This is a genomic window from Polaribacter sp., assembly GCF_051251875.1.
Lineage (GTDB): Bacteria > Bacteroidota > Bacteroidia > Flavobacteriales > Flavobacteriaceae > Polaribacter.
On the sequence record NZ_JBPOGL010000036.1, the window covers coordinates 17,879 to 41,542 of the forward strand.

General features: G+C 28.5%; 22 protein-coding genes. 6 read left to right on the top strand and 16 right to left on the bottom strand.

Features of this window, described 5'->3' with window-relative positions; all coding sequences use genetic code 11:
- Positions 1-3: 3 nt before the first annotated feature.
- The 4 genes from mutL to ACSHW5_RS14145 all read right to left on the bottom strand — a co-directional run bounded on the left by mutL (position 4) and on the right by ACSHW5_RS14145 (position 3,545).
- Positions 4-1,812: a DNA mismatch repair endonuclease MutL gene (gene mutL, locus ACSHW5_RS14130; RefSeq protein WP_435676794.1), complete on the bottom strand. Its 1,809-nt coding sequence runs from the start codon at positions 1,810-1,812 to the stop codon at positions 4-6.
- Positions 1,812-2,087 (bottom strand): riboflavin synthase subunit beta, encoded by a 276-nt coding sequence (locus ACSHW5_RS14135; RefSeq protein ID WP_435676795.1) that lies wholly within the window; start codon positions 2,085-2,087, stop codon positions 1,812-1,814. The genes mutL and ACSHW5_RS14135 overlap by 1 nt, the downstream gene beginning before the upstream one ends.
- Positions 2,088-2,245: 158 nt before the next feature.
- Positions 2,246-2,731, bottom strand: coding sequence for a 6,7-dimethyl-8-ribityllumazine synthase (gene ribH / locus ACSHW5_RS14140; RefSeq protein ID WP_435676796.1), 486 nt, complete (start codon positions 2,729-2,731; stop codon positions 2,246-2,248).
- Positions 2,732-2,777: 46 nt separating this feature from the next.
- Positions 2,778-3,545 (bottom strand): tetratricopeptide repeat protein, encoded by a 768-nt coding sequence (locus ACSHW5_RS14145; RefSeq protein WP_435676797.1) that lies wholly within the window; start codon positions 3,543-3,545, stop codon positions 2,778-2,780.
- Between the two features lie 115 nt (positions 3,546-3,660).
- On the opposite strand from ACSHW5_RS14145, the gene recF reads away from it, so the two are divergent.
- Positions 3,661-4,740: a DNA replication/repair protein RecF gene (recF, locus tag ACSHW5_RS14150; RefSeq protein ID WP_435676798.1), complete on the top strand. Its 1,080-nt coding sequence runs from the start codon at positions 3,661-3,663 to the stop codon at positions 4,738-4,740.
- 92 nt (positions 4,741-4,832) lie between these two features.
- Entirely contained in the window at positions 4,833-5,129 is a 297-nt protein-coding gene (locus ACSHW5_RS14155; protein WP_435676799.1) for a DUF721 domain-containing protein, read from the top strand.
- A 167-nt stretch (positions 5,130-5,296) separates the two neighbouring features.
- On the opposite strand, the gene ACSHW5_RS14160 is transcribed toward ACSHW5_RS14155, so the two are convergent.
- Entirely contained in the window at positions 5,297-6,160 is an 864-nt protein-coding gene (locus ACSHW5_RS14160; protein WP_435676800.1) for a mechanosensitive ion channel family protein, read from the bottom strand.
- Between the two features lie 45 nt (positions 6,161-6,205).
- A complete protein-coding gene (locus ACSHW5_RS14165) occupies positions 6,206-6,706 on the bottom strand; it encodes a Dps family protein (protein ID WP_435676801.1) in 501 nt (166 codons plus the stop codon).
- 463 nt (positions 6,707-7,169) lie between these two features.
- Between ACSHW5_RS14165 and ACSHW5_RS14170 the strand changes: the two genes are divergently transcribed.
- Positions 7,170-7,508 carry a DUF4870 domain-containing protein gene (locus tag ACSHW5_RS14170; RefSeq protein ID WP_435676802.1) on the top strand — a complete coding sequence of 113 codons (339 nt, stop codon included), beginning with the start codon at positions 7,170-7,172 and terminating at the stop codon, positions 7,506-7,508.
- A gap of 134 nt (positions 7,509-7,642) precedes the next feature.
- Here the strand turns inward: ACSHW5_RS14170 and ACSHW5_RS14175 are convergent, their stop codons facing one another.
- From ACSHW5_RS14175 to ACSHW5_RS14195, 5 genes are all read right to left on the bottom strand, one after another.
- On the bottom strand, positions 7,643-8,074 hold the full coding sequence (locus ACSHW5_RS14175; RefSeq protein ID WP_435676803.1) for a DUF4268 domain-containing protein: 432 nt from the start codon (positions 8,072-8,074) through the stop codon (positions 7,643-7,645).
- A gap of 6 nt (positions 8,075-8,080) precedes the next feature.
- Entirely contained in the window at positions 8,081-8,326 is a 246-nt protein-coding gene (locus ACSHW5_RS14180; RefSeq protein ID WP_435676804.1) for a hypothetical protein, read from the bottom strand.
- 63 nt (positions 8,327-8,389) lie between these two features.
- On the bottom strand, positions 8,390-8,971 hold the full coding sequence (locus ACSHW5_RS14185; protein WP_435676805.1) for a tRNA-(ms[2]io[6]A)-hydroxylase: 582 nt from the start codon (positions 8,969-8,971) through the stop codon (positions 8,390-8,392).
- Between the two features lie 2 nt (positions 8,972-8,973).
- A complete protein-coding gene (locus tag ACSHW5_RS14190; protein WP_435676806.1) occupies positions 8,974-11,166 on the bottom strand; it encodes a SulP family inorganic anion transporter in 2,193 nt (730 codons plus the stop codon).
- The gene (locus ACSHW5_RS14195; RefSeq protein ID WP_435676807.1) at positions 11,167-12,000 is read right to left on the bottom strand and encodes a universal stress protein; all 834 of its coding nucleotides are present in this window, start codon (positions 11,998-12,000) and stop codon (positions 11,167-11,169) included. It abuts the gene before it with no gap.
- A 130-nt stretch (positions 12,001-12,130) separates the two neighbouring features.
- Here ACSHW5_RS14195 and ACSHW5_RS14200 point away from each other — a divergent pair, with 130 nt between their 5' ends.
- Positions 12,131-13,966, top strand: a complete 1,836-nt coding sequence (locus ACSHW5_RS14200; protein WP_435676808.1) for a cation:proton antiporter — start codon at positions 12,131-12,133, stop codon at positions 13,964-13,966.
- On the opposite strand, the gene ACSHW5_RS14205 is transcribed toward ACSHW5_RS14200, so the two are convergent.
- Complete coding sequence (locus ACSHW5_RS14205; RefSeq protein WP_435676809.1) at positions 13,954-15,603, bottom strand: MutS-related protein; 1,650 nt, start codon at positions 15,601-15,603, stop codon at positions 13,954-13,956. The two genes, ACSHW5_RS14200 and ACSHW5_RS14205, sit on opposite strands and share 13 nt — an antisense overlap.
- Before the next feature lie 39 nt (positions 15,604-15,642).
- Positions 15,643-17,334 carry a DNA polymerase III subunit gamma/tau gene (dnaX, locus tag ACSHW5_RS14210; protein WP_435676810.1) on the bottom strand — a complete coding sequence of 564 codons (1,692 nt, stop codon included), beginning with the start codon at positions 17,332-17,334 and terminating at the stop codon, positions 15,643-15,645.
- Positions 17,335-17,732: 398 nt separating this feature from the next.
- Here dnaX and msrA point away from each other — a divergent pair, with 398 nt between their 5' ends.
- Positions 17,733-18,386 carry a peptide-methionine (S)-S-oxide reductase MsrA gene (gene msrA, locus ACSHW5_RS14215; protein WP_435676811.1) on the top strand — a complete coding sequence of 218 codons (654 nt, stop codon included), beginning with the start codon at positions 17,733-17,735 and terminating at the stop codon, positions 18,384-18,386.
- Between the two features lie 159 nt (positions 18,387-18,545).
- Here msrA and ACSHW5_RS14220 read toward each other — a convergent pair whose 3' ends face one another.
- From ACSHW5_RS14220 to ACSHW5_RS14230, 3 genes are all read right to left on the bottom strand, one after another.
- Positions 18,546-20,321: an AMP-dependent synthetase/ligase gene (locus ACSHW5_RS14220; RefSeq protein ID WP_435676812.1), complete on the bottom strand. Its 1,776-nt coding sequence runs from the start codon at positions 20,319-20,321 to the stop codon at positions 18,546-18,548.
- Between the two features lie 274 nt (positions 20,322-20,595).
- Complete coding sequence (locus ACSHW5_RS14225) at positions 20,596-21,384, bottom strand: pentapeptide repeat-containing protein (protein ID WP_435676813.1); 789 nt, start codon at positions 21,382-21,384, stop codon at positions 20,596-20,598.
- 244 nt (positions 21,385-21,628) lie between these two features.
- A complete protein-coding gene (locus ACSHW5_RS14230) occupies positions 21,629-22,438 on the bottom strand; it encodes a helix-turn-helix domain-containing protein (RefSeq protein WP_435676814.1) in 810 nt (269 codons plus the stop codon).
- A 300-nt stretch (positions 22,439-22,738) separates the two neighbouring features.
- On the opposite strand from ACSHW5_RS14230, the gene ACSHW5_RS14235 reads away from it, so the two are divergent.
- A complete protein-coding gene (locus ACSHW5_RS14235; protein WP_435676815.1) occupies positions 22,739-23,485 on the top strand; it encodes a GIN domain-containing protein in 747 nt (248 codons plus the stop codon).
- Positions 23,486-23,664: the final 179 nt, after the last annotated feature.

Genomic DNA, 23,664 nt, shown 5'->3' on the forward strand with positions numbered 1-23,664 from the left:
TTTTTATTGATTAAAGATATAATCTATTTCGTTTAACGTTAGTGTTTTAAATGTTGGTTTTCCAAATGGAGAAATTGTAGATTCTTTACATGAAAATAAATTGTTCACTAAACTTTCTTGTTCTTTTTCTGATAATAAAGTACCTGTTTTTATACACAATGTTTTAGCAAAGGATTTTGCCATCACATCAAAATGACTAAAACTAGTGTCTGGTACTTCTAAAGTCATGTCATTTAACAATTCTTCTAAAATATTGGTTATTTTACTTTCGGTAACGGAAACTGGTATTCCTTTTATAGTAACACTATCTTTTGTGAAAAGATCAAAGGAAAATCCTGCATTTTCCAACTCTGTTTTTATGGTATAAATCATCTCTATCTCAGCCGATGTAAATGAAATTTTAACTGGAAATAGTAATTGCTGACTATTTGCTTCTTTAACGGTAATACTTTCTAAAAATTGCTCATATAAAATCCGTTGATGTGCTAAGGATTGATGAATTAATACGGCACCTGATTTTATGGAACTTAACACATATTTTCGTTGAATTTGAAAAGTTTTTTGAGTTTTGGTTTCCTGTTGATTTTCAAATAACTCTTGTTGTTTTTCTTCATCGGTTACAGCAACAGAAGTGTATAAAGATTCCCAACTCTGTGTGTTTTTCTCTCTTTTAAAAGGAAAATTGATTTCTTTTTGTTCGGTTTCCTTAAATGGATTAAAATCTGGATCAACAGAAATTTTAGGAGTTGTAGTAGATTTTGAGCTAAAATGATATGGTGTATCTAGGTTTGCATCTCTATTAAAATCTAAAACTGGCGCAACATTATATTGCCCTAAGCTATGTTTTACTGTTGCACGCAACATTGCATACAACGCTTTTTCATTATCAAATTTAATTTCTGTTTTTGTTGGATGTATGTTAATATCAATACTATCTGTTGGTACTGTTAAATATAAGAAATAGGAGGGATGAGAACCTTGTTCTAATAAACCATCAAAAGCATTTGTAACGGCGTGGTTTAAGTAACTACTTTTTATAAATCTATTGTTGACAAAAAAAAATTGTTCTCCTCTTTTTCTTTTAGAAAATGAAGGTTTAGAAACAAAGCCTTCAATAGTTAAAATATCTGTCTGCTCTTGAATTGGTACAAGTTTTTCATTCATTTTAGCACCAAAAACAGCCACTATACGTTTTCTAAGATTACTGCTTTTTAGATGATATACTTCATTATTATTATGATGTAATAAAAAAGAAATTGCTGGGTGTGCTAAAACAACTCGTTGAAATTCACCTATAATATGACGTGTTTCTACCGTATCAGATTTTAAAAAATTTCTTCTGGCAGGAATGTTATAAAACAGATTTTTTACAGCAATACTGGTTCCTTTTCCTGTTGATACAAATTCTTGAGAAGTAATTTTACTCCCTTCAATTTTTATACAAGTTCCTAATTCTTCAGAAGAGGGTTTTGTTTTTAATTCTACATGCGCAATAGCAGCAATAGAGGCTAAAGCTTCTCCTCTAAATCCTTTTGTGCTTAAGAGAAATAAATCTTCTGCTTTTTGTATTTTGGATGTTGCATGGCGTTCAAAAGACATTCTGGCATCTGTTGTACTCATGCCTTGGCCATCATCTATAACTTGTATTAAGGTTTTACCTGCGTCTTTTACTAATAATTTTATAGTACTAGCTCCTGCATCAATGGCATTTTCTAACAATTCTTTTACCACGGAAGCTGGGCGTTGCACTACTTCTCCTGCAGCAATTTGATTGGCTACATGATCTGGCAATAATTGAATAATATCGGGCATTAATTTCTTTTAAAGATAGACAAGTCAAAATCTATTATATACAAAAAGATGAAGACTAAAATAGCAATGATTATGAGCAATGTTTTATTCACTTTTTTATCAGGATTTTTAAGGTCTTCCATAGCTTCTCCTAGCTTTGCCTTTATACCTTTATTTTTTCCTGTAGTGGATCTAAATTGGTCTAATTTATGCTCAATTTTAAAGGGGTTTCCTTCTCCTTTATAATAACGAGGTTGATAGTCAAATTTTTTATTTGTGCGTTTTAAAAATCCCATAGTTTAGAAAATAATTGATGAATATTGATTTATAGAAATCAAAGATTATACCAATTTAAAGCTAACCAAAATTACAGAATTAAATGGGATATTTCAAATAAAAAATGTTAATAGTAGTCTTAACTTCTTACACGTTTTTATAAATTAACGCTAGTTGTTTATGTATTTAAATTTTTAAGAGAAGCCATTTTAATAGCTGCAATGGCACATTCAATCCCTTTATTTCCTAGTTTTCCGCCAGACCTGTCTAAAGATTGTTGTTTTGTATTATCTGTTAATACACAAAAAATTACCGGAATATCATATTTAATATTCAAATCTACAATACCTTGTGTAACGCCTTCACAAACAAAATCGAAATGTTTTGTTTCTCCTTGAATAACATTTCCAATAGCAATAATAGCATCAACTTGTTGTGTTTCAATCATTTTTTTACAACCATAAACAAGTTCAAAACTTCCGGGAACTTCCCAAGAAATAATGTTTTCTTTTGTTGCACCACAATCAATAAAACTTTCTATTGCACCTTTTTGAAGGTTTTTTGTGATTTCAGGATTCCATTCAGAAACAACAATCCCAAATCGAAAAGGTTTCGCATTTGGGATGGTTGCTTTATCGTAATATGATAAGTCGGTTGTAGCCATTTTTTAGTTTTCAGTTCATTTTTTACAAATAGACTTTACGAACTATTTATTCAGCGTATTTTGCAGCTGCAATAAATTTTTCGATATCTCTACCTTGTTCAGATTTTGAATACTTTTCTTTAATTTGAGTAAATAACTTTTCAGCTTTATCAAATTTCTTTAGATTCATTGCTGTTTGTCCTGCTTTGTATAAATATAAAGGAGTTGTAAATTCGTTCTCTTTTTTAGCTGCTGCTTTTTCATAATAATCTAACGCTTCTTCTGGTTGATTAATATCTGCAAAAGCATCGCCAATTGCACCTAAAGAAACAGGGCCTAACATTTCATCATCAGAATTAAATTTACTTAAAAACTCAATAGCTTTATCATATTGTTTCATTTTTAAGTAAGAAGTACCTGCATAATAGTTTGCTAAATTTCCAGCATCTGTTCCGCTAAAAGATTCTGCAATGTCTAAAAATCCGTATTTTCCATCAGCACCTTCTAATGCTAAATTTAATAAAGAGTCAATACCTGTACTAGCGGTAGCCGCTTCATCAAAATATTTTCTAGGAAAAGCCAATTCATTAGAAGCTTCTAATTCATTAGGTTCTGTAACAAATTTGTTATAAGCTAAAAAAGCCAAGAATAAACCAACAATAACAATTAATGTTGTAAATAACAATTTGCTATTTTTTTCTATCCATTTTTCTGAACTAGATGCAGTTTCGTCTAAAGTATTAAATACTTCTGCCGTTGTGCTCTGCAATTCATCAGCTTGTTGTTGTTCTTTTTTATCTTTAGGTTTATATCCTCTTCTCTTGTAAGTTGCCATATTATAGGTAAAAATTAGTGGCGACAAAAATAGTTTATTTAATTGGATTTTAAAAGCGGATTTTTCGCAAAATTTTCAATAATTTGCAATTCCTATTTAAGACCCTTTTTAATTCATGTATTTACAGAAAATTTCTTTAATCAATTTTAAGAATATTGCGTCTCAATCATTTGATTTTCAGCAAAAAATAAATTGTTTTGTTGGAAACAACGGTGTGGGTAAAACCAATGTTTTGGATGCTATTTATTATCTATCTTTTGCAAAAAGTTACTTTAATTCGGTTGCTGTGCAAAATATTAAACACGGCGAAGGTTTTTTTATGGTGGAAGGAGATTACCTTTTAGACAATAGAAAAGAAAAAATTGTATGTAGTTTAAAGCGTGGTCAAAAAAAAATATTAAAAAGAAACGGTAAGAATTATGAGAAATTTTCTGAACATATTGGCGAATTGCCCTTGGTGATAATTTCTCCGGCTGATAGAGATTTAGTAACTGATGGTAGTGATACAAGAAGAAAATTTATAGATGGTGTTATTTCTCAGCAAAACAAATCTTATTTGCAAGATTTAATAGCGTATAATAAAGTCTTAAGTCAGCGCAATGCATTGTTAAAGTATTTTGCAGCAAATAGAACTTTTGATGCATTAAATTTGAGTGTATATGATGATCAACTTTCTGATTTTGGATCTCGTATTTACGAGGTTAGAAAAGCATTTTTAGCAACATTTATTCCTATCTTTAATGAAAAATATCAAATAATTTCTAGTGATAAAGAACAGGTTAATTTACTATATAAGAGTCAGTTAAATGATTTTTCTATTAAGGAGTTATTAAGAAAATCATTAGAAAAAGATAAAATATTACAATATACGAGTGCTGGTATTCATAAAGATGATTTAAGTTTTGAGATTGGTGATTTTCCTATTAAAAAATTTGGTTCTCAAGGCCAGCAAAAATCGTATTTAATTGCTTTAAAATTGGCGCAGTTTCAGTTTATTAAGCAACAATCTAAAGTAATTCCTATTTTGTTATTAGATGATATTTTTGATAAGCTAGATGAACAACGAGTTTTACAGATTATCAATTTGGTAAATAATGATGAATTTGGACAAATATTTATCACAGACACACATTCTGAAAGAACAGAAAACATTGTAAAACAAAGCAATAAACCGTACCAAATTTTTAAACTTTAATAATTTAGTGCTTACAAAGTAATTTGTTAAATTAATGATGAGTTTGCATCATTAACCAATACATTTGATGCGCAATAACAAATACAATAACCATGGCTAAAAGAGAAAACGATTCTTTTTCGATTCAAGATTTGATGAAAAGTTTTATCAAAGAAAATAATTTAACCAAAGGAATGCAAAAAATAAAGGTTGAAGAAACTTGGAATAACATGATGGGGCCTGGGGTTGCAACACATACAACTTCTGTAAAACTGCAAAATAAGTCTTTAATTATTCAATTAAATTCTTCTGTTTTACGAGAAGAGTTGTCTTATGGAAAGGATAAAATAATTAAAATGATGAATGAAGAAATAGGAGAGGAAGCAATAACTAAATTAATATTGGTTTAGAATTTAAGGTATATAAAGATTTAAGAAGTTTATTGTAAATCACTAAGAATATGTGATTTGTTTTTCTGGCTGTAATTATAAAAAAGCGCAACATTTAAGTTACGCTAAAAGAAGATTTTTTCTGTATAGTTGTTTTTATGATTATGAATAGATTTAATTACGTGTTACTATGTTCTTTTAATTTTGTTTTCTACATTTAAGTTGTTAGAGAAATCTAACGTTCTAATAGGAAACGGAATATTAATATTTTCTTTGTCAAAAGCTCTTTTTATTTCTATAATAGCATCACTTTTAGCTTTTAATTTTTCTAAGGCACTTTTAGAATCAACCCAAAACCTACAAATAAAATTTATAGAACTATCACCAAATTCAGTGTAATAAAATTCTACTTTTTTACCAAGGTTATTTTGATTAAAATGAGCGTTCACAACATCTTTTGTTAACCGTTCTACTTGTTTTAAATTTGAACTATAGCCAACGCCACAAGTAATTGTTATTCTCATTTTAGTTGTTAAAGAGTAATTTTTAAAAGGATTTTCTAAAATTGTTTTATTAGGTATTACAACGGTATTATTGTCTGCTTCTCTAATAACAAAGTAATTAAGATTAATATCAATTACTTCACCAGAATAACCGTTAGTTTCTATCCAATTTCCAATATTTAAATTTTGTCTAAAAGATAAAACAACTCCAGAAATGGTATTCGATAAAGTACCTTGTAAGGCCAAACCAATTACAATACCAGAAATACCGGCAGCAGAAATTATTGCTTTTAAAGTGTCATCAAATTTTAAGACAGTCATTGCAATATATAAACCTGTTAAGAATATAAATGCAGATGCCACTCTAGAAACTAAGTTTCTTACAGATTGCTGCTTAATTTTTTTGCCTAAATTTTTAGAAATAAAATTATTTATTGCCCTTGAAGCAAAATAAGCAATAAATATTACAATTAAGGCAATGGCAATATTTGGTATATTTTTTATAAAGATATCTTTCCAAGCTTCTAACTTGTTTATTATTTTATTCATGTAATTTATTTAAAGGATTATAATTTTTATCTACAAACAGAAGTATTATTTTACAAAACTACTATTTAGTTCTTCTTTAGTGTCTTTAGACCAGGTGTTTAACATCCAGCTAGATTTTTCTAATTCTCTAATATAAGCTCCCATCATGTCTAAAGTACCTTCATCTTTTGCTTTTTTAGCTTTTTCTAGTATTAAACCAAACTGTTCTAGTAAAATTTTATGATCATTTAAGAGTTCTGTAACCATTTCTTGATCTGATAATAAAGGAGAAGATTCTTTAATTTTAGAAATCTCTATATAATCTGATAATTTACTAATTGGGTGATATTTTAGCGTTACTATTCTTTCGGCTACTTCATCTATTTTAGTTTTTGTCTCGTTGTACATTTCTTCAAATCTATTGTGTAGTTCAAAGAAGTTTTTACCTAAGATGTTCCAGTGAAAATTTCTTAATTTTTGATAATAAACGTGGTAGTCTGCTAAAAGCACATTAAGTTCAGAAACTACGGGTAATATTTTTTGTTTGTCTATGTTTAAATAATCCATTTTTATATTGTTTTTTATTGTTCACTACAAAGATATGAGCAAAGTAAAGTTTGCCTTTGCTCAAACAATTTAGATATTAACTCATTTAAACTAATGGTGTTTATTTGGCTCTAGGTTGTTTATAATGTGTAAATGCTTTTAAAAGATATTGCTTTTCCATGCAGTTTGTCACTCCGTAGGAGTCTAGCATTCTATTAACTCAATCTTACAAGAGACTCCTACGTGGTTACAAACAAGGTGGTGATGAATACTAGAAATTCAAGAAAAAGGTGTCTACTTTATAAACATACTTTTTTTAAAAAATAACCTTGTCACTATAAACAACATAGCCCAATTAATTTAGATTATTTTAAAATGGTTATGGAGTAATTATTTTGAAACTTTTATATTTCTATTGCTAAATTATGTAACAAAATAAGTAATTCTGCGTCAAATAAGTACACAACCAAATTAAAAACACATCATGAAAGAAGATAAACAATTATTAGTTCTCACTCATTTAAGTCAATTATTAGATTTTGTAACTGGAATTGGCGGTTTTATAGTACCATTAGTTTTATGGCTAACAAAAAAGGACGAAATCTTTAATATGGATTCTCATGGAAAGGCAATTTTAAACTTTAGAATTTCTATGTTTATTTACATTTTAATTTGCATTCCGTTAATTTTTCTTTTAGGTTTAGGCATTTTAGGGCTAATAGCAATCGGATTTTTCTACCTTATTTTTCCTGTTATTAATGCAATAAAGGCAAGTAATAATGAAGAACCAAATTATCCTTTTAGTATTTCTTTTATAAAATAGAAAAAGAAGTAAGTTAATTTAAGAATCGCTCATTTGGGCGATTTTTTTTTACGATATAATGGTAATAATTGGTTGCTTGTTACAAGCTTCTTTGTTCGTGAAAAGTGGGTGCAAGCTAAAAAGGCTTTCTGTAATTAGATATTCTTTATAACATCTTCATACTCATAAAAGAAAAGTTCAAACTTAGGCATTGTTTCAACAAAAAACTCAAAACAATCTCGCCAAGAGTTTTTATTATAAATACTAAATTTACTATGAAAAGGAACATAAATTCTATGAATTTTTTTTCCACTTTCAAGTTCGTATTCATGATTAAAAATAACTTCAGGTAGTTCTGTTTCTAACAGTTTTTTTAAAGATAGCAGTTGGTCATAATAAAGTAAGTTTACTAATTCATCTGGGTTTTCAATATCCAAACAAACCATTGCTGTTTTTCTTTCTGCTACAAATTTAAAAGAGAATCCTTTAATTTTTGTGTTGTATAATAACCATTTTCTTGGAAAGGATTTTCCAAAACTTGTCCAAAATTCTTTGCGTAATTGTGCCGCTTCTTCTTTAGAGAACATATAAATTTAGTTTAATAATATTCCTAAAGAAATTAACAAACCTCCAAGCCAATAAAAATATTGAGCATATTTAATAATGTTCAATTCATGATCTACAAAAAATTTTATGGGTTGTTTATCAATGTTATTGGAATTGTATTTTTTATGATACCCAATTACTTTTTGAATTATTTTTTTTATAATAAACGTATTCCAAAGATAAATTACTACCAGAATAAGTGCTATTTGCCCAATTTTTATTAGAAAATCCATATTAAAATTTCATAAAAATATTTATTTTTCTTCTTACGTTTTTATTCACCTTAAAAAGGAATTCTATCCGTGAATTTTAGCCGAGTTGCCGCGTTCTTTCATCAATTCTGCTTCAAAAGCAACCAATGCGTTCCATTTTTTGTCAACAATTTCTCTATCTTGATATTGACGAGCAAACTGTAAAAAAGTGGTATAATGATTTGCTTCAGAAATCATTAAATTTTGGTAAAATTTAGAGAGTTCTTCATCTTGCATGTTTTCAGAAAACACTTTAAAACGTTCGCAACTTCTAGCTTCAATTAAAGCTGCAACTAACAAACGTTGAATTAGAGCATCTGTTCTGTCTTTTGTTTTATGAAAGAATTTTTGCAATCTAATGGCATAATCATTCTTTTGCTCTCTTCCTAAAACCATTCCGCGTTTTACCATTAATAAATGTACCATTTTAAAATGTTGCATTTCTTCAATAGCAATGTTACTCATTTCTTTTACCAACTCGGTTTCTTCAGAATAATTAATAATGATAGAAACGGCATTAGAAGCTGCTTTTTGCTCTAAAAAAGCATGATCTGTTAATATTTGTTGTAAATTATCTTTGGCAATATCTGCCCAAGAAGTAGCTGTTTCAAATTGTAATCCTAACATGATTATTTTATAGTTTTTTGTAAACCCATACCAAAATAGGCAAGTGCTTTAATTTCTTTTACACTGGCTAACCTTTCATTACCAATTATTAATATTCCGTTTTCAGAAGCCGAAATATGATATTGTTTGTTACTTTCAAAAAACAAAATTAGTTCATCTGTAAAAAAGGTTCTAATTTTTTCTTCATTTTTTCCAGCTAAATAAAAACGTTTGCTAAAATCTTTATGTGCTGCAATATCAATGTCTTTATAACCTGCAAAATCTAAAATATATTCAAAAATTCCTTCTTTGTCTAAAGTAAAATTTGGAACAGGTTCTAAGGTATGAATATGCAGCATGGTTGCTTTAATTACTTGTTTCGCAAACATAGCTCCTTCAGAAAATTGCACATCAAAAATGGTACAATCTTCGTTAGAAAGTACATTAGAAACTTTGTCTATGTTACGAGTTTTAAAATATCCAAAAGTGGGTAATTCTTCCATTTCTAGGGCAGAAAAAGCATAATATTTCCAATGCATTTCTTCACTAATATGTTGAATAGATTTTTGTCTTTTTGTTAAAACACCATTATTAGGAATTATTTGTTTGGGTAATATTTTACGCAAAGCAAATGGGTGTTCGCTTCCAGATTTAGAATCGTCTAAACCAATTACTTCAAAATGACCGCCTTTTCTGTGGAAAGAAGCGGCGTAATTACTCATGTTTTCCATTACAGAATGGTCTACAAAATCGCATAAAGAAAAGTCTACAATAGCTTCTTCTGATTCTGGAATTTGATCTAATTTTGTTTTTAGTTTGGTATAGTTTAAAAAACTTGAGAAATTCTTAACACTTACATAATACTTTCCATCCTCTTTAAACATTAAAACATTGGGTTTTAAAACGTTTTTTATAAATAAAAAGATGTTTTTATTAATGATAATATGAATGATAAATGTTATAAAAATACCTACAATTATCCCTGTAATTAAGCTAGTGTAAATAGTTACAAATAAGGTTGTTAGAAAAATTATTAATTGTTCTGAACCAATATTTAATACTTTTTTAATATTTTCTGGAGAAGCTAATTTATAACCTGTATACACTAAAATTGCCGCCAACGCAGATAAGGGTATTTTACGCAACTCTGTGGCAAATAACAATATAAATGCAACCAAAAATGCAGCGTGAAAAAAGTTTGCAGACCTATTTGTTCCTTTATTATTTACGTTAACAGAACTTCTGGCAATTACGGCAACTACATTTAAACCACCTAATAAACCACTAATTACGGTTGCTAAGCCCAAAGCACGAATGTCTTTATTTACGTTAGATCTTCTTTTAAGTGGATCTAATTTATCAACAGCTTTAATACTTAATAGGCTTTCTATACTTGCAATTAAAGTAATGGCCACCACTGCATTTATAAAATTTAAGTGAAATATTTTACTAAAATCGGGAAAGGCAAAATTGGCTAAAATATCATCTGGTAAGGCAATTAGTAAACTTTTTTCTATTGGGTAAGGAATTTCAGAAAAATAATCAAAGTAGTAATATAAACCAACACTTAACATTACAATCCACATAGGAGCAGGAATTAATTGAAAGTATCTATTTCTAATTTTGCCATAAAAAAACATAATTAGAAAACTAATAACACCAACAACTCCCGCAAAAAAGACACTAAAATTATCTGTGGTTAAGAAGAAATGAATTCCTTTTGGGATGTTTAAAATTAATTCGATAATACTACCTTTAGCACCTAGGTTTCCTAGCATAACATGAATCTGTTTTGCGAAAATACCAATACCTATTGCGGCTAACATACCTTGTATTGCAGATGCTGGAAAGAAATCACCCAGAGAGCCCATTCTTAAAAAACCAAGAATAATCATGATAATTCCAGAAATAACAATTGCTGCTAACGTATACAAAAAACCTTGATGCATATCTCCTTCCCCCAATGTTGTAATTGCACCTAAAACAACTACTACCAGACCATTTCCAGGACCTGTTATTGTTACATTAGAACCGCCAATTATAGCAACTAAAATACCGCCAACAATGGCTGCAATAATACCAGAAATAGGTGGTGCTCCAGAAGCTAATGCCAATCCTAAACCTAAAGGAAGTGCAATTAAAGAAACAACAAAACCAGAAAATAGATTTTGAGGAACATCATTTAGAAAAATTTTAAAGGTATTTTTTTTCGGCATCTACTTTACAATTAAAACATCAGTGGGTAATTGCGATAAAATATATTCAAGATCATGAGGGAAAATTCTATCTAAAAATCCAAGTTTGTTTGGGGCATTCATTACTAATAAATCTGCTCTTTTTACATTTGCATAATGTCCTATAGAATACCCTCTTTTACCAAAAATACTTTGTGTTTTAACAGTAATATTTTTATGATCAATCTCTTCTAAAATATGTTTTACACGCTGATCTTCTCTTGTTCTAAGTCTTTCTTTAGCAATATTTGCTTTACGCAAAGTCTTATCATCACTTACTTTAACGTGTAATTCTGCTTGGCTAACTTCTTCTACAATTGTAATTTTATTACAGTGTAAGTGTTCAGAAAACATAAAAGCAGTTTTAATGGTTTCTTTTGTTCTTTCGTCTAACAAACCATTTACAACAATATGGTTACAAGGTTGTCTTATTACAGAAGGTTTAATGAGTAATAGCACAGAACAAGGTGCTTTTCTGGTTATTTTTCTAGCAATAGAACCTACGTAGTATTTTAATAGGTTTTCTTTTTGAATTGCACCTAAAATAAGTAAATTTATGTGTTCTGTAACGCAAGTGTTTATAATAATATCTACAGGATTTCCTTCTTTCCAGATAGCTTTAAAGGAATTTTTTAAAGGGTCTGCAGATGATAAAAGAGCTGTTAAATCTATTTTTTTTTGGTCAGATTTTGGTCCTACATGTACGCCAACTAATTCAGCATCAAACATATTTGCAAGTCTAACTGCTTCAAATATATTTGCCTTTAAATTTGGAGAAAATGCAATACCTATTAGAATTTTATGGATTTTTTGCAAAAAAAAGCTTTAAAGTTTCATTTATATTGCACAATATAGGGAACTTTAAAAGAATGAAAAAAACTAATTTTTTATTTTTATGATACTCAAACATTCTTAAATTTACTTTTTAATCTCAGATTTAAAAAATATGATAGAATTAGCTGGAATTATTATTTTAGGCATACTAGCACAATGGGTTGCATGGAAATTTAAAATTCCTGCAATTTTACCTTTAATTTTAATTGGTTTATTAGTGGGACCAATTGCAGCCGAGTTTTTTAGTGAAGATGGTTCTAAATGGATAGAACCCATTTGGAATGGTGAAAAGGGGCTATTTCCTGGAGATGGTTTGTATTATTTTGTTTCTTTAGCAATTAGTATTGTGCTTTTTGAAGGTGGATTAACATTAAAGAGAAGTGAGATTAAAAATGTTGGTCCGGTAATTACAAAACTAATTACCTTGGGTTCTGCCATTACTTTTTTTGGTGCAGGTATTGTAGCTCATTATATTTTTGAACTAGGATGGGAACTTTCTTTTTTGTTTTCTGGATTAATCATTGTAACAGGTCCAACAGTAATTACGCCAATCCTTAGAAATATCCCTTTAAAAAAAGATATTTCAACAGTTTTAAAATGGGAAGGAATTTTAATAGATCCAATAGGGGCGTTGGTTTCGGTATTGGTTTTTGAATTTATTAGTGTTGATGGTGGAAGTGGTTTTACTAAAACGGCTTTAATGGAATTTAGTAAAATATTACTTTTTGGTACCACATTTGGGTTTACGTTTGCGCACGCTTTGGCCTATGCAATAAACAAAAAATTAATACCTCATTATTTGTTAAATGTAGTATCCTTATCAACCGTTTTGTTAGTTTTTGTTGAATCGGAAGTTTTTGCACATGAATCTGGTTTATTGGCCGTTGTTGTTATGGGAATGGTGTTAGGAAATAGTAAATTAAGCAACTTAAAAGAATTATTGTATTTTAAAGAATCTTTAAGTGTTTTGTTAATTTCAATCTTATTTATTTTATTATCAGCAAATATAAATATTGAAGATTTACTTTTATTAAATACTTGGAAAACAGCAGCACTTTTTGCCATTGTAGTTTTTATAATTAGACCAATAGCAGTATTTGCAAGTACAAGAAATTCTAAATTAAAATTCAATGAAAAATTATTTATAAGTTGGGTGGGACCGCGTGGAATTGTAGCTGCCGGTATTGCTTCTTTATTTGGAAGTAAATTATTAAAACAAGGTGTAGAAGGGTCAGAATATATTACGCCATTGGTTTTTATGATTGTTTTAGGAACCGTTTTATTTAACGCCACTACGGCAAGAATGTTTGCCAAAATGGTGGGTGTATTTCTTAAAACTTCTGATGCTATTTTAATTGTAGGCGCTTCTAACCCGGCAAGATTAATAGCAAAATATTTAAAAGAGAATGGCAGAAGGGTTATTTTAATAGATGCGAATAAAAATTTTATTGATAAATCTTTAAAGGCAGGTTTAGAAGCTTTTAGAATGGATATTTACAGTCAGGATTTAACAGATAATATAGAACTAAATGATGTTGGATATTTATTAGCAATGACAGGGAGCGAAGCTGTAAACAAGTATGCTGTAAATAGCTTTTCTAAAGACTTTGGAGAACAAGGTTCTTATAGATTGGCAACATCAGAAGAGATTGTAGATGCTAATTTAAGCATAGAAGAGCAAGGTAAATTTTTTACTCCAAAAGACGATTATATCAATTTAAGTGAAGCTTTTAGAAATAATCCTAAAATTTATGAAGTAGAAATAAAGTCTGAAGAAGAATACACAACAATGGTTTCTAAATTGTTTAATGAATTTAAATCTGTACTGTTATTTGTGAAAAAGGAAAATAAATTATATTTAATACCAGAGTTTGAAAAATCGAATGAAACCAAAGAGAATTGTACTTTAATTTATTTAGGAAAAACATTAAAGCTTCAAGAAAAATAATCAGATTCTACTTTTTTTGCACTTTTAATTATTTCAGAAGGGTAGTTGTATAATTCTAAAATTTTAATAGCATTTCTAGTTTGTAATTTCCCTGTTTTAATTTTATGATCAAAAAAGAGGGTATTGTCTTTAATTTGTTCACTAAAGTGATAAAAATCGTAGTTTTCTTTTACCAATAATTCGGTTAATTCAATATCATGTGTTGAAACTAAAACGGTATTGTTATCCGTATTTAAAAAAGATAAAATAGCTTTTCCTCCAGAAATTCTTTCGATGGTATTTGTGCCTTTAAAAATTTCATCCAACACAAATAAGCAAGGATAAGAATCTTTTGCAACATCTATTAACTCTTTAACGGTAAGCACTTCTTGTAAGTAATAACTTGTATCTTCTAATAAATCATCTGTAATTCTAATGGATGAATACACTTTGTAAAAAGGTGCAGAATACGTATCAGCAAAACATATATTTAACGTTTGAGCCAATATACTATTCACGGCAACGGTTCTAATAAAAGTAGTTTTACCAGACATATTAGAGCCCGTTAACAACATGCTTTTTTGTAATAAATTTACATTATTTGTGATACAATTTTCTATTAAAGGATGATAAATTTCGTTAACTTTTAGTTCGTTATGGATAGTAAAAGTAGGAGTACAGATTTTTAAATTACCAGCTTTTAAAGAAGCTGTAGAAATTGCAACATCAATTTCTCCAATAAAAATAAATAGCTGTTCTATACTTTTTCGCTCTTTGTTAATAGAATTTAAAAAGCTATAAAACATTAAGTATTCTACGTTAAAAAGTATTTTAATCATTTCAGCAAAAAACCAAAAGAAAAACAAATATTCATTGGTAACATTTTTTTCAAAAGCAATAAATTCTGTTTTTAGTTGAATAGTTTTTATCCTTTCTATAAAACAAATGTTGTTAAAATTTGAAACAATTTCTGGTATTTTAGCCAGATTTTTACTCACTTTTAATGCTCTTGATAGTTGATTAACACCATTTAGATAATAAACAACACTGTGTTTGTTCTTATAGTGAAAAAATAGATTGGCAGAAAAAACAGGAACTAGTAAAAGGCTAAATATTGGATAAAAAAACAACAAAATAATGGAAGAAATGGCGGTGATAGTTAATGTTTTTACCAACCATAAATACTTCGGTTTTTCTAATTGTTTGTCATTTACCAATTCTTCTAAATAATACGCATTATTGTTGTTTAATTTTGATAATTCTAACTGACAAGTAATACTTAACTCTTTATTGTTTTCAAACAAAGCTGTTAATTTCTCAAACTTTTGTACCTCTTTAATTGAGCCAATTGTTCTTAGTTTAAAATATAAATATTGCTCACCAATTTTAGAAGAAGTTCTATTAATAAACTTAAAAATTGCATCAATATCAAAGTCAGATTTGATTTTATCAGATAAAATATGATAGGCTTTTTCCTTGTGAGAATTATTGTTAAAGTATTTACTTATAACAAAAAAATTATAATATGTTTTCTTTTGGGGAGTGCCCCAATTTTTATAGAGTGAAGTTCTTAGTTTTGTTAAACGTTTTTTTTTATTGAAATTGCTAATTAAAAACCATATAACAAGAATAATTGCAATTGCTAAAAAGTAATTCATGATTTAAAATTATCAGATGAAAAATAATAGAAAAGTTTATTACATATCTAATTCAAAAGTTTGACGTAACTTTTCTATAAGAGGATTCATTTCTTTCATTTTATTAAATTTTTCTATGGGAGTATAGGCAAATTTTTTCTCTATTTGTTCATTCAATTTAACTTGAATGCTGATTCCAAAATTATTTAATTTTTCTCTTAGAAAGTTTAATAATTTGGGTCTTCCTTTTTTAAATTGATCTTCCATTAATTTGCTAGGAACAGTAAATGAAATTTTAAATTTTTCACCTAATTTTGGCGTGTCTGTTCCAATAATAGAAGCCATGCTTCGTTCTCCTTTTTTATTTAAGATGTCTACATAATCTTTCCAAAGTTTTTGAAGTATTTCTTCTGTAAATACATCTTTCGGATGCTTGTCAAAGTTTTCTTCAACATCCGTTTTTATCACTACTTTTTTCTGGTGTATACTTTTTAATGATAATGAAGAAGCACGTCTTTCTGTATTTCTTAATAAAGGTTTTTTTATTACAGGTTTTGGTTCTTCAACAATAGTTTTACTTTTTATAGTTTCAACTTTTGTCTGAATAGGTTTTGCAATTTCTTTGGCTGCAGGAGAAAGTGCTTGAAAAAAAGTAGCAGGAATTATGTAGTTAGCTAATTTTTTTTTTTCTCCATCAAAAGTGATAGAGGCAATTTGCATTAAAGTTAGTTCCACCAGCAATCGCTGATTTTTACTAGCTCTATAATTTAAATCGCAATCATTTGCTTTCTTAATAGATTGCATTAAAAAAGGGATGCTTGCTTTTGTTGCTTGCCCTAAATATTTCTTTTTGGCGGTGTCACCAACTTCTAACAAAGCCAATGTTGCTTTGTCTTTGGCTACTAACAAATCTCTAAAATGACTTGCCAATCCGTTTATAAAATGATGACCTTCAAACCCTTTTCCTAAAACAGTATTAAACGCATTTAATACTTGCGGAATCTTGTTTTCTAGCAACAAATCTGTCATATTAAAATACGTTTCGTAGTCTAATACATTTAGGTTTTCGGTAACAGCTTCTCTTGTTAAAATGTTTCCAGAAAAACTAACAACTCTATCAAAAATAGACAAAGCATCTCGCATGGCACCGTCTGCTTTTTGTGCAATAATGTGCAAAGCATCGTCTTCTGCAGTAATACTTTCTTTTTCGCAAATTACTTTTAGGTAATTTTTAGCATCTAAAACACCAATTCTTTTGAAATCGAAAATTTGACAACGAGATAAAATAGTTGGAATAATTTTATGCTTTTCTGTAGTTGCTAAAATAAAAATGGCATGCGCTGGTGGTTCTTCTAAAGTCTTTAAAAAAGCATTAAAAGCTGCCTGAGATAACATGTGTACCTCATCTATAATATACACTTTATATTTGCCAGTTTGCGGCGGAATACGAACCTGGTCTGTTAAACTTCTAATATCATCAACAGAATTGTTAGACGCAGCATCCAATTCAAAAATATTAAAAGCAAAATCTTCATCGGCAGAAATTTCTGCATTTTGCTGATTTATTTTTTTCGCTAAAATTCTAGCACAAGAAGTCTTACCAACACCACGCGGACCCGTAAATAACAAGGCTTGCGCTAAGTGATTATTCTTTATAGCATTTTCTAACGTATTGGTAATGGCTTGTTGTCCAATAACATCCTCAAAATTTTGAGGACGATACTTACGCGCAGAAACTATAAAATGCTCCATGTAAAATAATTTGAATATTATGAATGTCTCTTGAAATATTATTAAGAATTAAAAACATACCTTTTGGTAATTTTATTCTTTAACAATGATCTAGTAAACAAGATTTTTTTATTAAAAATGTTCAACAAAAATAGGTATCTAGTTCTTTTTTTACAAGTAGGTTTCTTAACAAAATGCTAAAGTTGTAAACAAGTTGTAAATTGTTGTAAATTAACCCGACTATAAATACAATCGAAAAGACGTTTTTTCTTAAAGTTATCACAGTAAAAGTAGTTTAAACGTAAACCTTGAAATACAACTTCTTGGTTTTTTTTCAATTAGAAGTTCTGAAAATTGTACAGAGAGTTGGGTTCGTTACTCTTTGTACAATTTTCTTTTGTTAATTAAATTCACTATAAATGAGTATTTTAAAATCTATTACAGTCATAAGTTTTTCATTATTATTAATTTCTTGTTTTGGGTTTTCTGAAAAAAAAGAAACCGAAATAACAAAAAAAAATATGTCTAATGAGCATACAAAAGTGGCTTATTTTGCTAGTGGTTGTTTTTGGTGTGTAGAAGCAATTTTTGAAAGTGTAAGTGGAGTAGAAGAGGCTGTTTCTGGTTATGCAGGCGGAAATACTTTAGATCCTACGTATGAAAAAATTGGTACAGGGAAAACTGGTCATGCAGAAACTGTAGCGGTGTATTACAATCCTAAGAAGGTAAGTTTTGAAACTTTAGTAACTGTGTTTTTTGGTTCACATAACCCAACAACTGTAAATGGGCAACAACCAGATTATGGCACTCAATACCGTTCTATTGCTTTTTATTCTAATGATTTAGAACGAGATATTATCAAGAATAAAATTGATAACTTAAATAAAGAAGTGTATCACGGAAAAATAGCAACAGAAGTTACCAAGCTTACAACTTTTTATAAGGCAGAAGAATATCACCAAGATTTTGAACGTAGAAATCCGAACCAAGGTTATGTAAAAGCAGTTTCAATTCCTAGATTAAATAGGTTTAAAAAGAAATTTCCACATTTGTTAAAGGCTGATAAGCAATAATATGGGTGATAAAAGTTAACTTGAAAGTCTTAATTATTTCTAAATAAATTTCAGTATAAACTAGGTGCTTCACAGGTTTGCTTGATGCTGTTTTTTTTTATCAACATAAAACAAGTTAAATAAAAAAGCCTCACAATTTGTAAGGCTTTTAAGTATATATTATGCTCGGTAAATTTTATCAAATAAATCTGAATAGATTTCTTTAATAACGTTACGTTTCATTTTCATGGTTGGTGTTAATTGACCACCTTCTATAGACCAAACATCTGGTGTAAGTTCAAAACGTTTTATTTGTTCCCATTTTCCAAAAGAGCTATTGCATTTATCTACTTCTATTTGTATACGTTTTACAACAATTTCTGAAGCTGAAATTTCTTTGTTTGATAGTCCTATTTTAAAACCTTTATGTTGAATCCATTCTCTTATAAACTCAAAATTTGGTTGAATAAACGCGGCTGGCATTTTTTCTCCTTCACCAATTACCATTACTTGTTCTATAAATAAAGATTGTTTTAATTCTCCTTCTAATAATGGCGGAACCACATATTTACCTCCAGAAGTTTTAAACATTTCTTTAGTTCTACCCGTAATTTTTAAGAAATTATCTTTATCAAATTCTCCTTTATCTCCCGTATAAAAATATCCATCTTTTAAAACACTTGCGGTTTTTTCGGGGTCTTTATAATAGCCAAGCATCACATTTGGGCCTTTTACCAAAATCTCACCAGTTTCTGCTATTTTTACTTCAACTCCATCAATTATTTTACCAACTGTTCCTACTCTAAAACCTTTGTTTCTTTGATCATTTACAGAAATAACAGGCGAGGTTTCAGTTAATCCATAACCTTCCATAATTGGCATTCCTGCGGCAGCAAAAACTCTGGTTAATCTTGGTTGCAAAGCTGCACTTCCAGAAACCATTAATTTTAATTCGCCACCCAAAGCGGCTTGCCATTTAGAGAAAATTAATTTTCTTGCAAGTTTTAGTTGTGTTTCATACCACCAACCATTTATGCCATCTGGTTCGTATTTTAAACCTAAATTCAAGGCCCAAAAGAACATTCCTTTTTTTAGCCCTGTTAAAGCTTCTCCTTTTAATACTATTTTATCATAAATTTTCTCGTACAAACGAGGAACAGCCGTCATTACTTGTGGTTTTATTTCTTGTGCGTTTTCTGCTAGTTTTTCAATAGATTCAGCAAAATAGATAGAAACTCCACAATATTGATAGAGGTATAAAATCATGCGTTCAAAAATGTGGCAAATAGGTAAGAAGCTTAATCCTTTAGATTTTCCATAATCTAACGGAACTCTTTGAATAGAACTTAAAACATTGCTTACAATATTTTTGTGAGACAACATAACACCTTTTGGTTTACCTGTTGTTCCTGAGGTATAAATTAAGGTGGCTAAATCATCTGGTTTTACTGCTTTTTTTCTAGTTTCAACTTCTTCTTGGTTGCTTTTGTCTTTACCAAGTTCTAAAACTTCTTTCCAACTTTTTTCTCCAACAATATCATCAAAAGTAAAAACCTCTATTAATTTGGTCTTACTTTTAATCTGATTTACTTTTTCTAATACACCTGCATCAGAAACAAAACAGTAAATAGCTTCTGAATGATTTAGAATAAATTCATAATCTTCTTTACTAATAGTTGGATAAATGGGTACATTTTGAGCGCCTGTTTGTAAAATACCAATATCGCAAATGTTCCACTCCGTTCTGTTGGTAGTAGAAATTACGGCAATTTTATCATTTGCTTTTATCCCTAAACGCAACAAACCTCTGCTAATTTCGTTGGCTTGATCTACATATTCTTGCGTAGTAATTGTCTCCCATTTACCACTAGTTTTAGAGGTAAATGCATTTTTTAAGTTATAAGTTTCTAACTGATAATATGGAAAATCAAATAATCGTTTAATTTCTATGGGCATAAGGTGTATTTTCTGAATATGCAAATTAGGTAAATTCCCTTAATTTAGCAAATACATATTTTAATCTATTTTAAATTACGAATAATATATTTTTATATCACCTTTATTATTCTTTTCATTAGAAGATTTCTATTTCTAATCGATTTAAAATAAAGATGAGAATTAGATGTGAAATAGGTGTAACTTATTAACTTATAGAAGTAAATGATTGTTTTTTGCATTAAAAAAGACTTGTTTTAAAACAAGCCTTTTTTAAGAATGTATGTTGTTGTATTTAATTATTTTCAGAAATTAAATTTTTGTTAAAACTTTTACCATTAATAGAAGTGTACTTGGCGTCTATTTCATAAGCTACTTTTATATTGGTAATATCAAAACTACCTGATACTTTCATGTATTTAATATTCAAATCTTCTTCAAAACTACTGTTTTTAAAGGAAACGCCATTATTAAAATTGGTGTATTTAAATATTGCAGAATCTTTAAAAAGTGAATTTGAAAAACGACCAAGGCTAGAAAATTTAGCATATTTAAAAGTAGCAACTTCATAAAAAATAGTGTTAGTGAAATTAATGTTCTTATTAAATTTAGCATATTTAAATGTAGAATCACCTTTAAATGTAGAACCAGAAAAATCTGCATCACTATTAAAGTCAGAATATTTAAACATGGCTTTCTGCTCAAAAATACAGTCTTTAAAAACACTACTATTTTTAAAGCTAGCTGTAAAAGTGTAGCCAGAAGTATCATCTGGTATGTAGGCTAATACATCGTCTTTAAAAGTACAATTTACAAATGAGATGTTTGCCGTTATCAGTTTTTCTACAGTATTGTCATAATTTGAATTATTTCCCCACCAACTTTTTTTCTTTTTACTGGGTAGTTTTTTCATTGCTTCTTCCATAAAAGTAAAATCTAAAGTACCAACAACAGTCACGTTTTGGTAAGAAATAGGTTTTCCGTTTTTAATAGCCTTTAAAATAGTTGAAGCATCAATATTTTTCTGAGAAAATGTAATTGTTGATACTATAAAGAAGCTAAGTGTTATAAGTGTATTTTTCATGGATAAACGTTTTTAAATTTGTTTTCATAATAATGACAAGGCAATTATTACAATGTGACACTTGTTGAATAAAAAAAGTATTAAACGCAAAAAAGACCAAATAATTAAATTTGATCTTTTTAAACTCCATAGCTAATGAATTTTTAATAACTTTAATTAAACATTTCCCCCAAAACATTTTAATATCGCTATCATTTCACAAATATAGTAAGCAATATGCTTACATTGTTGTAAAAAATCGTAATTATAAATTTTTTGAATATGCTTTTACAAACGGATACTCTTTTTTGAAGTACGCTTTTGGAGATTCTGACATAAACATCTTAAAATCTTTTATAAAGTGAGAATAATCATAATAATTATAGCTGAAAATAAGGTCTTTTATATTTATTGAATTATTTTCATATTTGCGCATCAACCTGGTAAAACGAGTCATTCTAAGAAACTTACCTGGCGTTACACCAATAATTTTTTTAAATTTTATTTCTAAAGATTTTTGCGAAAAAGGAATTATTTTTAATAAATCGGTTACATGTAGCATGCCTTCATTTTCATAGATATAATCTATAGCTTTGTCAATATAAATAACATCCATATCATCTATTACGTCTAAATTTTCTATAAAATCTATAATAGAGCTCGTAAATTTAGTTTTGTCTTCTTTATTATTTACAAATAAAGGATTCATTTTTTTAAATAGTTCTTTATGCACATCCTTTAAATGAATATGTTTATTTGTGAGTAAAGAAATATCTGTATTTAGTATTTTATACAAGGTTGTTGGGTGCAAATTGATACCTAGGTTACAACTTACATCATTCACATAAAAAGAATAAGAGCCATCAAACAACCCAGTTATTGTTAATTCTTTTAATGGTATTATTTCTTTCTTAAAAATTGTTTTTTGTTTTTCACTAAAGATATATACAAGTGAGGGAAATCCGGTAGGAATGACAACCGATTTAAACGGTAAATCTTCTTTTTCAAAAGTCAAACAAAAAAAATTATTTATAAGCCCTCTAGAATCTTGTGTATCTAGAAATTCAAAATTCATAGTTTTTTTTATTAAAAATACAACTTTATTTAGTATAATCTATGCTATTTTAACTTTTAAGAAAGCTTTAACGGAAGCTTTTCTTTCATTTAGCTAAATTTTAAAATTATAAAGTGTATTCATAGTTTACCCAATTTGGTTTTAAATTATCCACCATAAAAGTTGGTAAAATCATTTAAAAATAGCTGAAAGCATACTAATTTTTAGAAAATCATAAAAAACAGTCACAAATTGAATATCAAGTAGTCTATTAGTTAGTATTCACTTTATGAATAAAAACTAATAATTAAAATAAAAATTATGAAATTAAAAATCATTATTTTCTTACTAACATCACTTTTTACTTACGTCAATTTACATGCACAAAAAACCATAAAATTAAACGATCGTTTTAATAAAATTATTGTTAGCCCACATATAGAAGCCGTCTTAAAAAAAGGAAATGAAGCCAGTATTGTTATCGAAGATATTATTGTTCCTATAGAAAAGTTTAAATATGAACTATTAAAAGGAACCTTACAAGTATATTTAGAAGGAGCAAAAACATACACTAAAAACAAAAAAATAGTTTCTAAAAATTATGAATCAAAAGTTCCATTATATAACAATAGAGTAGTAAAAGTAGTCATTACCTATGTAGATGTAGACACATTTTCATTAAGAGGAGAAGAAAAAATCACATTTCAAACCCCTTTAAATCAACAAGAATGTAACTTGCTAATTTATGGAAAATCTGAAGTGACTATTCCTACCATAAACGTAGATAATTTAAAGGTTTCAATCTTTGGAGAAAGTTTTTTATCTATAGAAAAAGGTACTATTAAAAAGCAAAAAATTACAGCTTATGGCGCAAGTAAAGTAATGGCTTCAGATGTTATTTCACAAGAATCCAAAATTACAGCATACGGCGATGGAGTTTTTCAATTTAATGTATCCGAAAAAATGAAAGTAACTTCTTATGGAGAAGCAACCATACTTTATAAAGGAAATGCAACCTTAAAAAAAGGCATTGTAATGGGAGAATCTACTATCAGAAAAGTATTGTAGTTTAATGTTTTGGGTGTTTCTAAAGGTAGGGCTTAGAGTTTTCTTTTTCTATTCTGTCATTCCGAAGTATTTAGGAATTACATCCTCAAGTTCACCTTTATACTCTTTATGAGATTCCTCCTTTGTCGGAATGACAAGTTGAGTGTAAAACGCAAAGTTGTTATTCCGAAGTATTAAGG